The 14,548-nt window shown below is 67.6% G+C and carries 12 protein-coding genes; 10 read left to right on the forward strand and 2 right to left on the reverse strand.

The genetic code is table 11. The features are described from left to right. Nucleotides 1-35 precede the first annotated feature (35 nt). On the forward strand, nucleotides 36-1,475 hold the full coding sequence (locus ACTRWB_RS30725) for an aldehyde dehydrogenase family protein (protein ID WP_446904054.1): 1,440 nt from the start codon (nucleotides 36-38) through the stop codon (nucleotides 1,473-1,475). Nucleotides 1,476-1,641: 166 nt separating this feature from the next. Here ACTRWB_RS30725 and ACTRWB_RS30730 read toward each other — a convergent pair whose 3' ends face one another. Continuing rightward, complete coding sequence (locus tag ACTRWB_RS30730) at nucleotides 1,642-2,496, reverse strand: FadR/GntR family transcriptional regulator (protein ID WP_412026056.1); 855 nt, start codon at nucleotides 2,494-2,496, stop codon at nucleotides 1,642-1,644. A 229-nt stretch (nucleotides 2,497-2,725) separates the two neighbouring features. On the opposite strand from ACTRWB_RS30730, the gene ACTRWB_RS30735 reads away from it, so the two are divergent. From ACTRWB_RS30735 to ACTRWB_RS30770, 8 genes are all read left to right on the forward strand, one after another. Further along, nucleotides 2,726-3,934, forward strand: a complete 1,209-nt coding sequence (locus ACTRWB_RS30735) for an ABC transporter substrate-binding protein (RefSeq protein ID WP_412026057.1) — start codon at nucleotides 2,726-2,728, stop codon at nucleotides 3,932-3,934. A 69-nt stretch (nucleotides 3,935-4,003) separates the two neighbouring features. Continuing rightward, on the forward strand, nucleotides 4,004-4,864 hold the full coding sequence (locus tag ACTRWB_RS30740) for a branched-chain amino acid ABC transporter permease (RefSeq protein WP_059835207.1): 861 nt from the start codon (nucleotides 4,004-4,006) through the stop codon (nucleotides 4,862-4,864). Beyond that, a complete protein-coding gene (locus ACTRWB_RS30745) occupies nucleotides 4,861-5,904 on the forward strand; it encodes a branched-chain amino acid ABC transporter permease (RefSeq protein ID WP_412026058.1) in 1,044 nt (347 codons plus the stop codon). Before ACTRWB_RS30740 ends, ACTRWB_RS30745 begins: the two co-directional genes overlap by 4 nt. Next, nucleotides 5,901-6,668 carry an ABC transporter ATP-binding protein gene (locus ACTRWB_RS30750; RefSeq protein ID WP_072440446.1) on the forward strand — a complete coding sequence of 256 codons (768 nt, stop codon included), beginning with the start codon at nucleotides 5,901-5,903 and terminating at the stop codon, nucleotides 6,666-6,668. Before ACTRWB_RS30745 ends, ACTRWB_RS30750 begins: the two co-directional genes overlap by 4 nt. Further along, on the forward strand, nucleotides 6,665-7,366 hold the full coding sequence (locus ACTRWB_RS30755) for an ABC transporter ATP-binding protein (RefSeq protein ID WP_446904055.1): 702 nt from the start codon (nucleotides 6,665-6,667) through the stop codon (nucleotides 7,364-7,366). The genes ACTRWB_RS30750 and ACTRWB_RS30755 overlap by 4 nt, the downstream gene beginning before the upstream one ends. A gap of 34 nt (nucleotides 7,367-7,400) precedes the next feature. After that, a complete protein-coding gene (locus ACTRWB_RS30760) occupies nucleotides 7,401-8,690 on the forward strand; it encodes a Zn-dependent hydrolase (protein WP_412026061.1) in 1,290 nt (429 codons plus the stop codon). Further along, nucleotides 8,687-10,189, forward strand: coding sequence for a M81 family metallopeptidase (locus ACTRWB_RS30765; protein ID WP_446904056.1), 1,503 nt, complete (start codon nucleotides 8,687-8,689; stop codon nucleotides 10,187-10,189). Before ACTRWB_RS30760 ends, ACTRWB_RS30765 begins: the two co-directional genes overlap by 4 nt. A 122-nt stretch (nucleotides 10,190-10,311) precedes the next feature. Further along, nucleotides 10,312-11,499 carry a beta-propeller fold lactonase family protein gene (locus ACTRWB_RS30770; RefSeq protein ID WP_446904057.1) on the forward strand — a complete coding sequence of 396 codons (1,188 nt, stop codon included), beginning with the start codon at nucleotides 10,312-10,314 and terminating at the stop codon, nucleotides 11,497-11,499. A gap of 245 nt (nucleotides 11,500-11,744) precedes the next feature. On the opposite strand, the gene ACTRWB_RS30775 is transcribed toward ACTRWB_RS30770, so the two are convergent. Beyond that, nucleotides 11,745-12,050 (reverse strand): hypothetical protein, encoded by a 306-nt coding sequence (locus tag ACTRWB_RS30775; protein WP_446904058.1) that lies wholly within the window; start codon nucleotides 12,048-12,050, stop codon nucleotides 11,745-11,747. Between ACTRWB_RS30775 and ACTRWB_RS30780 the strand changes: the two genes are divergently transcribed. Continuing rightward, the gene (locus ACTRWB_RS30780) at nucleotides 12,049-14,541 is read left to right on the forward strand and encodes a glycoside hydrolase domain-containing protein (protein WP_446904059.1); all 2,493 of its coding nucleotides are present in this window, start codon (nucleotides 12,049-12,051) and stop codon (nucleotides 14,539-14,541) included. The genes ACTRWB_RS30775 and ACTRWB_RS30780 overlap by 2 nt on opposite strands. Nucleotides 14,542-14,548 lie beyond the last annotated feature (7 nt).

Consider the following 14,548-nt stretch of genomic DNA (forward strand, 5'->3'; position numbering starts at 1 on the left):
CGCGGCGCCGGCATCCGTCACAACAGGAGCATTCGATGCGAACGTCACAACAGTCCTATCTCGACGGCCAGTGGTTCGATCCGGCCGGCGCACCGGCGATCGACGTGATCGACCCGGCCACCGCGCAACCGTATGCGCAGCTCAGGATCGGCGGCGCGGCCGACGTCGACCGTGCGGTCGGCGCGGCGAAGCGCGCATTCGACACGTACTCGCGCTGGCCGGTCGACGAGCGGGTCGCGCTGCTGCGGCGCGTGCTCGAGATCTACCAGCGCCGCTACGAAGAGGTCGCACAAACGATCAGCCAGGAAATGGGTGCGCCGATCGCTTTCGCGCGTGCGATGCAGGCCGCGGTCGGCACCGCGCACCTCGAGCAGACGATCCGCGCGCTGCAGTCGTTCCGGTTCAGCACGCAGACCGATTCGCTGCTGGTGTCGCACGAGCCGATCGGCGTGTGCGCGCTGATCACGCCGTGGAACTGGCCGATCAACCAGATCGTGTGCAAGGTCGCGCCGGCGCTCGCGGCCGGCTGCACGATGGTGCTCAAGCCGAGCGAGATCGCGCCGTTCAGCGCGATCCTGTTCGCGGAGATCCTGCACGAGGCCGGCGTGCCGCCCGGCGTGTTCAACCTCGTGCATGGCTACGGGCATGAAGTGGGCGACGCGCTGTCGCGGCACCCGGATGTCGACATGGTGTCGTTCACGGGTTCGACGCGCGCGGGCGTCGAGGTCGCGAAGGCCGCGGCCGATACCGTGAAGCGCGTGCACCAGGAACTCGGCAGCAAGAGCCCGAACCTGATCCTGCCCGACGCCGACATCGAGGATGCGGTCACGCGCGGCGTGCGCAGTTGCTTCAGCAACAGCGGCCAGTCGTGCAATGCGCCGACCCGCATGCTCGTGCACGCCGATCATCTGGCGCTGGCCGAGCAGGCCGCGCGCCGCGAAGCGGAACGCACCGTCGTCGGCGATCCGCGTTCGCCGGAAACCGGTATCGGGCCGGTGGTCAGCCGCACGCAGTTCGACCGCATCCAGCATTTCATCCGGCTCGGGATCGAAGAAGGCGCCACGCTCGTCGCCGGCGGCCCCGGGCGGCCGGACGGGCTCGGCGACGGATTCTACGTGCGGCCGACGGTGTTTTCGAACGTCACGCCGGACATGTCGATCGCGCGCGAGGAGATCTTCGGGCCGGTGCTGTCGATCATGACCTACCGGACCGAGGGCGAGGCCGTCGCGCTCGCGAACGATTCGGTCTACGGGCTTGCGGCCTACGTACAGTCGAAGGATCTCGAGCGTGCACGCAGGGTCGCGGCACGGTTGCGGGTCGGCAATGTCCACATCAACTACCCGGCATGGAACCCGGCCGCGCCGTTCGGCGGCTACAAACGCTCGGGCAACGGGCGCGAGTATGCGGAGTTCGGCCTCGTCGAATATCTGGAGACGAAGGGCACGACGGGGTACACGGAAGGCGCCGTGCGCTGAAGATCCCGACCGCCCGGGTACACCACGAGACGAATACGTTCTAGCCGGTGCCGACGCCGCTCGCGGCGTTCGGCCGCAACGGCGTGTCATCGGCATTCACGGCGCGGTAGGGATATTCGGGCCGCCGCGAAGCAGTCGGCCCGAAGGCGACCGCGTTGGCCGACGCTCAGTCCTCGTCGGGATCCGTTGCGGCCGCATCGGATCCCGCCACGTGAGCGGCGGCCCGCCTGCGGATCTCGGAGTCGAGGATCAGACGCCCGCGCAGCTTGCCTTTCATCCGCTTCACATGCTTGGGCGCTTCGGTCATGTGCTCGACCATCAGTGCGCGGACGCGCTCGGCATCGCGCTCGCGCGCGGCCTGCAGGATCGCCTTGTGGATCGATACGTTCGCTTCGCCGAAGCGCTTGTGCTCGACGAGCGGCGTGTCGTTCCGGAACTCGATCAACTGCCGGATCATCTCGTTGATCAGCTCGCAGCTGAAGCGCAGGAACGGGTTCGGGTTCGCGGCCGCGAGGATGTCGTGGAACGTCGTGTCCTCCTGCCGCTGGCGCAGCATGTGGCCGCGGTCGTGCACGCCCGACGCGCCGTCGCAACACGCGATGTTCGACTCCAGCGCCGCGAAGTCGCGCTCGGTCAGGTGCGGCACGGCGCCCGCCGCCAGCTCGGGTTCGAGCAGCTTTCGCACCGTATAGATGTCGTCGATCGTCACGTCCTTGAAGAACAGGTAGTTCTGCAGGAGCTGCAACGTGCGGTCGAGCGGCACCTCGACGACCATCCCGCCGCCCGACGGCCCCGTCGTGACCTTGATGAGCCCCTGCACCTCGAGCGACTTCAGCGCCTCGCGGATCGTGCTCTTGCTGACGGCATAAAGCTGCTGCAGTTCGGCTTCGCGCGGCAGGCGGTCGCCCGGCTTCAGGTCCTTCTCGGTGATCAGCCGCTTGATCTCCTCGGCGACGAGGTCGGCCCGCTTCGGCTGCTTGATTTCGACCGCGAGGCCCGCCCTGGCTCGGTCCATGACCATCTTCAAGACTCCTTTGTCTGACTGCGCGCCACGTCATCGTCGACGATCCGTTCCGGCGCAGGGTACGGAATTTTGCCTGATTGACACTAATTTTGATCAACTTTAGCATCGGGTTCATTCTATTTATCATGATAAATAGGATCAACCGGCGGCGCGCATCCTGCAGGGCGTGGGCACGGTTTGGCAGTCGGTCGCATCGCGTGTGTCCCCCTTTATCAGGAGCGTCAACTTGAATCGCCGAGAACTGTTGAAACTGGCCGCGCTGTCGGCCGTGCCGGGTGCGCTCGGCAGCATGTCGTCCCGTGCCGCGTTCGCGCAGGGTTCGCCCATCCAGCTGGCGTGCCCGGTGCCGATGTCGGGGCCGTTCGCCGCCAACGGCAAGTACGCCGATCTCGGCATGCAGCTCGTCGTCAAGCAATACGGCAAGGTGCTCGACGCGCCGCTTGCGTATACGGCGCTCGACACCGAGGGCAAGCCCGCGACCGCCGTGCGGCGCGTGCAGGAGATCGCGCAGCAGAAGGGCGTGCGCTTCTTCGCGGGCGGCATCCTGTCGTCCGAATCGCTGGCGATGGGCAAGGAAGTCCAGAAGGCGGGCGGCGTGTTCATCACGACGGCCGGCGCGGACGAGATCACCGGCAAGGATTGCAACGCCGCGACGTTCCGCTGGTCGGTGCCGACCTTCGGCGCGATCGAGCAGACGGTGCGCCCGTTGATCCAGATGCTGCCGAAGGCGAAGCGCTGGTACACGATCACGCCGCAATACGTGTTCGGCGACGGCCTGCTGTCGGCCGCGAAAGCGATCTTCAAGGAGAAGGGCATCGAGCATGTCGGCAACAGCTATCACTCGCTCGCCGAGAAGGAGTTCAGCGGCTACCTGACGAACGCGGCGGCCGCGCAGCCGGACGTGCTGCTGATCCTGAACTTCGGCTCGCAATCGTCGGACACGCTGCGCCAGGCCGTCAGCTTCGGGATGAAGCGCAACTGCACGATCCTGCTCGCGTGGGCGTCGGGCCTCGAGCAGTTCGAGGCACTCGGGCCCGACATCTGCGAGGGCGTGTATTTCGGCGCGCAGTACTGGCACGGCATCGATTCGCCGCTGAACCGCGACCTGGTGAAGCGCGCGAACACGGCGTTCAAGGCGAACCCGAACTACAGCCTCGCCGGTTCGTACATCTGCTCGAAGATCCTGATCGACGCGATGGTGAAGGCCGGCAGCGCTGATCCGAAGAAGGTCGTCGCGGCGATGGAGGGCATGAAGTACGACGGCCTCACGGGCCCGGAGGAAATCCGCAAGGGTGACCACCAGGTGCTGAAGAACTACTACCTGCTGAAGGGCAAGCCGAAGGGCCGGATGAAGAACGCGGACGACTACGCCGACATCGTCAGCTCCGGCCAGTCGTTCCTGCCGGTCGACAAGACGAGCTGCAAGCTCGCGTGACGCGGTGCATGCGTCCGCGGCCGTCGTGCGCCGCGGACGTCCGTTACCTTCCTTTCTGACACGGAAGCCATGAACGTCTATCTGCTGCAGATCGTCAACGGCATCGGTGTGGGCATGCTGTATTTCCTGCTCGCCGTCGGCCTGTCGATCGTGTTCGGCCTGCTGCGCTTCGTGAATTTCGCTCACGGCGCGTTCTACCTGCTCGGCGCGTATCTCTGCTACCAGGCGCTGCAATGGTCGGCGAATTTCTGGGTCGCGCTCGCGGTCGTGCCGCTCGTCGTCGGCGCGTTCGCATGGGGCGTCGAAAAACTCGTGCTGCGTCACGTGTACGCGCAGCAGCATGAATTCCACATCCTGGCGACGGTCGGGCTCGCGCTCGTGCTGCAGGAGTGCGCGATCCTCGCATGGGGCCCGCTCGGCGACAACGTGCCGCCGCCCGATGCGCTGAACGGCGTCGTGATCTGGGGCGGCTTCGTCTACCCGAAATACCGGCTGTTCGTGATCGGCTTCACGGCCGTGCTCGCCGCGTTGCTGTGGTGGGTGCTCGAAGGCACGCGGCTCGGCAGTACGGTGCGTGCGGGCAGCGAATCGACGGAGATGGTCTCGCTGCTCGGCATCAACGTGACGCGCGTGTTCAGCCTCGTGTTCGCGCTCGGCGCGGCGACGGCGGCACTCGCGGGCGTGCTCGCCGCGCCGATCCGCGGCGTCGATCCGTTCATGGGCATCGAGGCGCTCGGCGTCGCGTTCGTCGTGGTCGTCGTCGGCGGGATGGGGAATTTTCTCGGGGCGCTCGTCGGCGGGCTGCTGGTCGGCATCGTACAGAGCTTGATGAGCACGCTGTGGCCGGAAGGCGCGCGATTGATGATCTACGTCGCGATGGCGGCCGTGCTGCTGCTGCGTCCGAACGGGTTGCTGGGGAGGGCTGCATGATCGAATCGTCGAAACCGCTGCCGCCGGGGGCGGCAACCTCGCAACGCCCGCGGCCGTGGTGCGGCGCGCTGCAGCGGCCGGAGGGCTGGCTCGCGGTGGCCGTGGTGTGCGTGCTGCCGGTCGCGCTGAGCTCGGGCTCGCTCGCGACCGAAGTGCTGGTGTTCGCGCTCGCCGCGCTCGGCTGCAACCTGCTGCTCGGCTATACGGGGCTGTTGTCGTTCGGGCAGGGCATCTTCTTCGGGCTCGGCAGTTATGCGGCGGGGCTGGTGCTGACGCATGGCGTCGCGTCGGTGACGGCCGCGCTGATCGCGGCCGCCGTGCTCGGTGCCGTCGCGGCCGCGCTCGTCGGCTGGTTCTCGATCCGGCAGCGCGGCACCTATTTCGTGATGCTGACGCTCGCGTTCGGGCAGTTGTTCTATTTTCTCGCCTATACGACGCCGGACGTCACGGGCGGCGACAACGGGCTGCTCGACATCCCGCGTCCCGCGCTCGCCGCGTTCGGGCATCCGCTCGTCTCGCTCGACTCGCCGTGGCGCTACTACGGCTTCGTCGCGGTGCTGTTCGTCGCGGTGTTCTGGCTGCTGTTGCGCGTGTCGCGCTCGGTGTTCGGCCGTACGCTGCTCGCGATCCGCGACAACGAGGCGCGCGCGGCGGCGGCCGGCTACGACGTGAAGCGCTTCAAGCTCGCGGCGTTCGTGATCTCGGGTGCGGTCACGGGCCTCGCGGGTGCGCTGCACGCGTTGATGACCGGCATCGCGCCGCTGTCGAACATCGACTATCACACGAGCGAGATGATCCTGGTGATGACGGTGATCGGCGGCACGGGCAACCTGTTCGCGTCGGTGCTCGGCGCGGCGTTCTACGTGCTGTTCGCGGACTGGCTGTCGACGCTGTGGCCGCGCTGGCTGCTGCTGCTCGGCCTCGTGCTGATCGCGGTCAGCCTGTTCATGCAGCGCGGGTTGTGGGGGCTGGGCGAACGCGTCGCTGCGAAGCTGCGGCGCACCGAAGGCGTGGCGACTGATGCCAGGGGGCAGCAATGAGCGAAGCGATTCTCGAGGCGCGCGGCGTCGTCAAGCGCTACGGCAAGTTCACGGCGCTGGGCGGCGTCGATTTGCGGATCATGCCGCGCACCGTGCATTCGGTGATCGGCCCGAACGGTGCGGGCAAGACGACGCTGTTCCATACGCTGACGGGCACGCTGCCGATCACGTCGGGCTCGATCCTGTTCGACGGTCACGACGTGTCGCGCGAACCCGATCACAAGCGCGTGCGGCGCGGCATCGCCCGCTCGTTCCAGGTGACGAGCCTGTTTCCGAACCTGAGTGTGCGCGAGAACCTGCGGGTTGCCGCACAGGGCGTCGAATCGCGGCGCGCGCTGAATCCGTGGACGCCGCCGCGCGGCGCGCTTGCGCACGACGGCATCGTCGACGACGTGCTCGAGCGGCTCGGCCTGCAGCGCTTCGCCGACACGGCGGCCGGCGTGCTGTCGCACGGCCAGCAGCGCCGGCTCGAGGTCGGGATGGCGCTGGCGGCGCGGCCGCGCGCGATCTTTCTCGACGAGCCGACCTCGGGCATGGGGATCGACGATCTCGACGACATGAAGGCGCTGATCCGCGGCCTGCGCGACGACTACACGGTCGTGCTGATCGAACACAACATGGGAATCGTGATGGACATCTCGGACACGATCACGGTGATGCAGCAGGGCCGCGTGCTGGTCGAAGGCAAACCCGACGCGATTCGCGGCGACGAGCGCGTGCGTAGCGCGTATCTCGGCAACATGATCACGGGAGGCCGCGCGTGATGCTCGACGTGAAGGAGGTCCATGCCTGCTACGGCAAGAGCCATGTCCTGCAGGGCATTGCGCTGAACGTGAACGAAGGCGAGACGGTGACGCTGCTCGGCCGCAATGGCGCGGGCAAGTCGACGACGCTCAAGACGATCGCGGGCGTCGTCGCGCCGAGCGGCGGCACGGTGACGTTCGCGGGCCGGCTGGTGTCCGGGCAGCCCGCGCACCGGATCGCCGCGCGCGGCCTGTGCTTCGTGCCCGAACATCGCGGGATTTTCCGGCTGCTGTCGGTCGAGGAAAACCTGCGGCTCGGTGCGCGCCGCGACTCGCCGTGGCAGCTCGACGACATCTACCGGATCTTTCCGCGCCTGAAGGAGCGCCGCCGCAACGGCGGCGCGCAGCTGTCGGGCGGCGAGCAGCAGATGCTCGCGATCGGCCGCGCGCTGATGAACCACCCGCGGCTGCTGATGCTCGACGAGCCGGTCGAGGGGCTCGCACCGGTGATCGTCGAGGAGATCGTCGAGCAGTTGAAGCGGATCAAGGCGGCCGGTGTCGCGATCCTGCTCGTCGAACAGAACCTCGAAGTGTGCACGCAGCTCGCGGACCGCCACTTCGTGATCGAACAGGGCGTGATCGTCTACGAAGGCAGCAACGCGGCGTTCGCCGCCGATCACGAGGTGAAGGACCGTTACCTGGGCGTCGGCGTCGCGTAAGCGCCGTGCCCTTTCATTGCGAGGAATTCCATCGATGCAAGTTCAGGATTCGACACCGGGCGTCGCGGCGTCCGGCTTGCGCGTCGACGGCGCGCGGCTGTGGGACAGCCTGATGCGTCTCGCGCGGATCGGCGCGACCGACAAGGGGGGCGTGTGCCGCCTCGCGCTCACCGAACTCGATCGCGAAGCGCGTGACCTGTTCGTCGCATGGGCGAAGGAAGCCGGCTGCACGGTGCGGGTCGATGCGATCGGCAACATCTTCGCGCGGCGTGCGGGCGCACGCGACGACCTGCCGCCCGTGACGACGGGCAGCCATATCGACACGCAGCCCACCGGCGGCAAGTTCGACGGCAACTACGGCGTGCTCGCGGGCCTTGAAGTGCTGCGCACACTCGACGATGCGGGCGTGCGCACGCGTGCGCCGCTCGAGGTCGCGGTGTGGACCAACGAGGAAGGCTCGCGCTTCGTGCCCGTGATGATGGGCTCCGGCGTGTTCGCGGGCGCGTTCACGCTCGACCATGCGCTCGAGCAATGCGACCGCGACGGCGTGTCGGTACGCGACGCGCTGGTCGCGATCGGTTATGCGGGCGATGCGGACGATGGGCGCGGCGCGCATCCGGTCGGCGCGTATTTCGAAGCGCATATCGAGCAGGGGCCGGTGCTGGAGGCGCACGACACGACGATCGGCGTGGTCGAGGGCGCGCTCGGGCAGCGCTGGTATGACGTGACCGTACACGGGATGGAGGCGCACGCCGGCCCGACGCCGATGGAACTGCGACGCGACGCGCTGCTGGTCGCGGCCGATCTCGTGCGCGCGGTGAACGGAATCGCGCGCGCGCATCCGCCGCATGGACGCGGCACGGTCGGCTGGGTCGACGTGCACCCGAATTCGCGCAACGTGATTCCCGGCCGCGTGACGCTGACCGTCGACCTGCGCGCGGCCGACGATGCGACGCTCGCGGCGATGGATGCGGAACTGCGCGCGACGTGTGCCGACCTGGGCGCGTCGGCCGGCATGCGCATCGATGTCGAGCAGGTCGTGTACTTCCCGCCGCAACCGTTCGACGCGACGCTGGTCGAGCAGGTTCGCGCCGGCGCGAGCGCGCTCGGGCTGTCGTCGATGAACGTGATCAGCGGTGCGGGCCACGATGCCGTGTATCTCGCGCGTGTTTCGCCGACCGCGATGATCTTCGTGCCGTGCAAGGACGGGATCAGCCACAACGAGATCGAGGACGCCGATCCGGTGCATCTGGAAGCCGGCTGCAATGTGCTGCTGCAGGCGATGCTGGGTGCTGCCGGGATCGCGGAGGGTGACGCGCGATGAAGATCCTGATCGCCCGGATGAACCACGAGACCAACACGTTCTCGCCGGTGCCGACGCCGCTTGCCGCGTTCGGCCGCCACGGCCCCGACTGGGGCGACGACGCGTATCGCGCGAACCACGGGATGCGCACCGCGATGGCCGCATTCCTCGACGCGGCTGCGCGCGAAGGCGCGGAAATCGTGACGCCGGTATCGGCGGCCGCGAACCCGAGCGGGCCCGTCGCGGCCGACGCCTACGCGGCGATTTGCGATGCGATCGTCGCGGCCGCGCCCGGCTGCGATGCGGTGATGCTCGACCTGCACGGTGCGATGGTCGCCGAGCAGAGCGCGGACGGCGAGGGCGACCTGCTCGCGCGCGTGCGCGCGGCGCTGCCCGACGCACCGATCGCGGTCGCGCTCGACCTGCATGCGAACGTCACGCAGAAGATGATCGACCACGCGGACGTGATCGTCAGTTTCAAGACCTATCCGCACGTCGACATGTATGAGACGGGCGAGCATGCGGCGCGCGTGCTGCTCGACCGGCTTCACGGTCGCGCGCAGCCCGTGCTTGCGTGGCGGCAGCCGCCGCTGATGACGTCGACGCTGCGCAGCGCGAGCGCGGAAGGCGCGATGCGGCGCGCGGTGGAGGCCGCGCGTGCCGCCGAGGCCGACGGGATGCTCGCGGTGTCGGTGTTGCCCGGCTTTTCGCTTGCGGATATTCCCGCGCCGTGCATCAGCGTCGTCGTGGTCGCCGACGGCGATCGCGCCGCGGCCGATGCGGTGGCCGAGCGCATCGCGCGGCAGATCTGGGATGCGCGCGACGCGTTCGTGTACCGCAGCGCGCCGCTCGCGGAATCGGTCGCACAGGCCGCGGCGCTCGCGCGCGACGCGGACCGCCCGGTACTGATGCTCGATCACGGCGACAACTGCATGTCGGGCGGCCCGTGCGACACGATGGACCTGCTCGAGGCCGCGCTCGCGCACGGGCTCGACGGGATCGTTAGCGGGCCGCTGTGCGACCCGCAAGCCGTCGCGGCGCTGATCGATGCCGGCGTCGGCGCGACCGTCACGGTGCCGGTCGGCAACCGGCTGCCGTCGCACGGCGGCGTGCGGCGCGAGCCGTTTCGCGCGACGGGCGTCGTGCGCGCGATAACCGACGGCGAATACGTGATCACGGGGCCGACCTATACGGGCCAGCGCGCGTACATGGGTCGCACCGCCGTGCTCGACATCGGCGCGGCGACGCTCGTCGTCACCGAGCGCACGCAGGAGCCGTGGGATCTCGGCGTGTTCGAGAGCGTCGGCGTCGATCCACGCCGCGCGCGCTTTCTGCTGCTGAAGTCGCGGATGTATTGCCGGCCGGTGTTCGTGCCGATCGCGGCCGCGCTGGTCGAATGCGACAGCCGCGGCGTGACGGGCTCGGACTACGGACTGTTTCGCTACGAGCGGCTTGCGCGGCCCGTGTATCCGCTCGACGATGTCGGCCGGTGGGAGCCTGGCGCGCGAACGACGGCCTGATGGAAACGGGCGCGAGACGCCGGATTCGTCCGCTTTCGGGCATCATGCGATGGCATCGACCCGTCGAGCAGCAGGGTCGAGCAATCCATTGCGTCCGCAACCGACCCGGAGACCCGACCGCCATGCATTCGAAGCCTTTCCACCTGCGCAGCGCGTGCCTGCTCGCCGCGCTGACCCTCGTTACGACCGCTGTTGCCGTGCACGCCGCCGACTGGATCGTGTCCGGCAACGACGGCAAGTATCAACGCGTCGAAGGCCGCGACACCTATCTGGCTTCACCGCCTGCCGACACGCTGACGCTGCTCGACGCCAGCACGTTCCCGCCGAAGGTTGCGTTGCAGGTCGACGTCGAGAACGGTATCCAGGGGCCGCCGCAGGCCGTCGCGATTACGTCCGACGCGAAGCTCGCGCTCGTCGGCGCACCGACGCGTTACGATACGGCCGCGAAGCAGCTCGTGTACGACACGTTCCTGCAGGTCGTGAATCTCGACGCCGCGCCGCCCGCGATCACGCGCATCGAGCTCGGCGCCCATCCGCAAGGGATCGCGATCGACCGCTCGGGCCGGCTCGCGCTCGTCGCGAACGTCGACGGCAGCGTCTCGATCCTGCGCATCGACGGCACGCATGCGACGCTCGACGGCAACCTGAAGATCGGCAAGAAGCGGCTGGCCGGGATCAGCTTCACGCACGACGGCAAGCATGCGCTCGTGTCGTTGCGCGACGAGCAGGGCGTCGCGGTGCTGAACGTCGACGACGGCAAGGTGACCGACAGCGGCACTCGCCTGAGCACCGGCGTCGCGCCGTACACGATCGACGTGTCGAGCGACAACCGCTGGGCCGTCGTCAGCAACGTCGGGCTCGCGGGGCTGCCGGGCTATACGGGCACGCTCGCGGGCGACGCCGATTCGATCGCGCTGATCGACGTGTCGCGCGTGCCGTTCCGCACGGTCCAGTACCTGACGGTGCCGTCGCTGCCGGAAGGCGTCGCGATTTCGCCGAACGGGAAGTGGATCGCCGTGCAGGCGATGGACGGCTCGAACCTGACGCCCGACAATCCGGGCCGCCACAAGATCGGCAAGGTGCTGCTGTTCGAGATCCGCGACGGGCAGGCGGTGAAGACCAGCGAGTTGCCCGGCGGCGAAGCGGCGCAGGGGATCGTGTTCACCGCCGACAGCCGGCACGTGATCGTGCAGTTCAACGTCGAACGGCAGCTTGCGCTGTATGCGGTGGAAGGCGGCAAGCTGCGCGATACGGGCAAGCGGATCGCGCTGACGGGCGGGCCGTCGTCGTTGAGGACGTTGCCGCGCTGATGCGCGTCGTATCGCTCCGACGCCGGCACTGACGCACGTGCCGGCGCGAGCATCGGCGATTCATTCTCATCCCCGAGGTCACGCGGCGCCCGGATTTTGCCGGGTGCTTGCCGATGGACGACCCTCTCCAGCGCCGCTGCAACGCAACATATAGCGGCAATTTGTACCCAAAGCCACTTAACTCCCAATTGTTTAGTTAAACAAACTGAAAATTCGGGAAACTTCTCGTGGTGAATAAACAGTCGTTACGGCACTGTAAGCCCCTGGGAAGCCTGTGACATTCCCGGATGCAGGAGGAGGGCGGCGGTGGTCGACGCCGGACGATTCATTTTAATTAACATCACTAAACGAAAAATGAAAAATCCACGACTCTTGATCGTCGCTGCACTGACTTGCGCAGCGCTTGCCGCGTGTGGCGGCGACGACGTGAATAGTGTTTCGACGGCAAGCAACGGCGCGGGAGACACGCCGTCGACCTTGCCGCCACCGACTTCGGGGCCGTCGCAACCGGGGCAGCCGTCGCAGCCGACTCCGCCCAAACGCACCAACATGCAGTTGACGCAGTTCGTCAATCCGCTCATCGGCACGCAGGTCAACTCCGACTCCGGTTATGCGGGCAACGTGAGTCCGGGCGCGACGGTGCCGTTCGGGATGGTGAATTTCGGGCCGAACACGCCGCGCTACGACTTCAACGGTTCGGGCGGCTACCTGTCGTCGGATGGGTCGGGCGGCACGATCGACTTCTTCAGCGTAACGCACCTGAGCGGCGTCGGCTGTCCGGGGCAGGGCGCGGTCGCGATGCTGCCGAGCGATGCGGCGACGGGGGTCGCGTCCGGCGGCCAACCGACCGGCATCGGGTACAGCTATGCGGATGAAACGGCCGAACCCGGGTACTACAAGGTCCGCCTCGCAAACGGGATCGTGACGGAGTTGAGCGCGACCGCCCGCTCCGGCATCGCGCGCTTCACGTACACGAACAAGGACAAGGGCTTCTTCTCGATTGACGCGAAGCTGAACGGCAACAGCGATTCGGGCAGCACGAAGGTCACCGCGAACAACGTCGCGCTGGCGATCGCGAGCGACGGCAAGTCGATGAGCGGGCAGGCCGTGGCGCCTGCATTCTGTACGCCGTACGGCACCGTGTGGAATGCGCCCGTGTATTTCTACGCGACCTTCGACAAGCCGTTGCGCAAGCAAACGGGCACGTCGGCGGTGAACACCGCCAGCAACGGCGCGGCGACGCTGCAATTCGACCTGACCGACGCGGACAGGACGGTGACCGTGAAGGTCGGCGTCTCGTCGGTCAGCGTCGAGAACGCGCAGCGCAACCTGCACGACGAAGGCGAGAAGCTGGCGTTCGACGATGCACGCACGAACGCATCAGGCTTGTGGAACGACCGCCTCAACACGATCCAGATCGACCAGGCCGCGAATCCCGCGTCGCTGAACGCGACGCAGAAGGCGAACCTCACGAAGTTCTATACCGCGCTCTATCACGTGTTCGGCACGCCGACGCTCTATAGCGACACGAACGGCGAATTCCGCAGCATGCGCCAGCCGAGGAACCCGGACGGCAGCTATCCGAAGTCGGTCGACCAGACCGGCACCATTCCGCCGCGCGCGACGGCCAGGGTCGGCGACTACGCGTTCCGGCGCGCTGACGGTTCGCAGGGCGGAGCCGGCAACCACTACACGGGCTTCTCGCTGTGGGACACGTACCGGTCGCAGGCGCAACTGCTCGCATTGCTCGCGCCGAAGGAATCGAGCGACATGATGCAGTCACTCGTCGTCGACGCGTTGCAGTGCGGTGCATTCCCGCACTGGGTCGACGGCAGCGACGACTCGACGCCGATGGCGGGCGACAACGCGCTGAACGTGATTGCAGGCGCCTACAAGTTCGGTGCGACTGACTTCGATCTGGTGTCGGCCGCGCGCCTGACCAGGCAATCCGTGTTCGACCCGTCGAGTGCCTGCAACGACCGCCCGAGCGATGGGGGGCTGGCCCATTTCCTGTCGGCCCACTACCTGTCGCAGAGCGACGACGGTCACTCGTCGTCCGCGACCATCGAGCGCGTGCTGAGCGACCGCTCGGCGGCCGCATTCCTGCAGGCGCTGCCGGCGAGCGTGCTGAACGCGCCGTCGGTCAGCGTCACGCCGGACAACATCGGCACGCTGTACACGCGGGCAGGCTGGTGGCGCAACATCTTCGACTACACGAACAAGGTGATTGCCGCGCGCAATGCACCGCCGGCCGGCTCGCCGCCCGGTACGCTGGGCACGCTCGTGTCGGGTGAGTTCCATGAATCGACGGAGCCGAACTACTTCTGGACCTTCGCGCAGGACTGGACCGCGCTGATCGACGCGATCGGCGGCAAGCAGGCGGCCGTCACGCGGCTGAACAAGCTGTTCGGGATCACGACGCCGTTCTCGACCGTGCCGGCCTCCAGCGACCTGAACGGTGGCCAATCGTCCGACAACCTGTACATCGGCAACGAACCGTCATTCCAGTCGCCGTGGGGGTACAACTGGGCTGGGCAGCCGAGCGGCGCACAGTACGTTCTCCCGATCATCATGTCGGAGGCATTCACGACCGGTCGCGACGGGCTGCCGGGCAACGACGACATGGGCGCGACGTCGAGCTGGTACGTGTGGGCGGCGCTCGGCATGTTCCCGGTCATTCCGTCGGAAGCCGGGCTGACGTTGTCCACGCCGCAGTTCAGCGGGATCACCGTCTGGTTCGGTAACGGCAAGACGCTGCGGCTCGAAAGCGACAAGCAGGTCACGGTGGACGACTCGGGTCACCCGTCGTTCGCGTATATCCAGTCGCTGAAGGTCAACGGCGCGGACTACGCGGGCTCGTGGCTGCCGCTGGGCACGATCGCCAACGGCGGCACGATGAACTACGCGCTGTCGGCGACGCCGACGCAATGGGCGGCCGCCGACAACCTGACGCCGCCGTCCGGGCCGAATGCGGACTACACGCGCATGACGGCCAGCGGTTCGTCCGACGTGATGCGGATACGCCAGGCCAGCTCGCACTGACGACGAC

The sequence above is a fragment of the Burkholderia sp. YIM B11467 genome, from assembly GCF_052952715.1.

Bases quoted from the DNA above. Each gene is read 5' to 3' on its own strand.
- ACTRWB_RS30765 (WP_446904056.1), top strand. From the start codon at position 8,687: ATGAAGATCCTGATCGCCCGGATGAACCACGAGACCAACACGTTCTCG.
- ACTRWB_RS30760 (WP_412026061.1), top strand. From the start codon at position 7,401: ATGCAAGTTCAGGATTCGACACCGGGCGTCGCGGCGTCCGGCTTGCGC.
- ACTRWB_RS30745 (WP_412026058.1), top strand. From the start codon at position 4,861: ATGATCGAATCGTCGAAACCGCTGCCGCCGGGGGCGGCAACCTCGCAA.
- ACTRWB_RS30725 (WP_446904054.1), top strand. From the start codon at position 36: ATGCGAACGTCACAACAGTCCTATCTCGACGGCCAGTGGTTCGATCCG.
- ACTRWB_RS30780 (WP_446904059.1), top strand. From the start codon at position 12,049: ATGCAGTTGACGCAGTTCGTCAATCCGCTCATCGGCACGCAGGTCAAC.
- ACTRWB_RS30750 (WP_072440446.1), top strand. From the start codon at position 5,901: ATGAGCGAAGCGATTCTCGAGGCGCGCGGCGTCGTCAAGCGCTACGGC.
- ACTRWB_RS30740 (WP_059835207.1), top strand. From the start codon at position 4,004: ATGAACGTCTATCTGCTGCAGATCGTCAACGGCATCGGTGTGGGCATG.
- ACTRWB_RS30775 (WP_446904058.1), bottom strand. From the start codon at position 12,050: ATGTTGGTGCGTTTGGGCGGAGTCGGCTGCGACGGCTGCCCCGGTTGC.
- ACTRWB_RS30730 (WP_412026056.1), bottom strand. From the start codon at position 2,496: ATGGTCATGGACCGAGCCAGGGCGGGCCTCGCGGTCGAAATCAAGCAG.
- ACTRWB_RS30770 (WP_446904057.1), top strand. From the start codon at position 10,312: ATGCATTCGAAGCCTTTCCACCTGCGCAGCGCGTGCCTGCTCGCCGCG.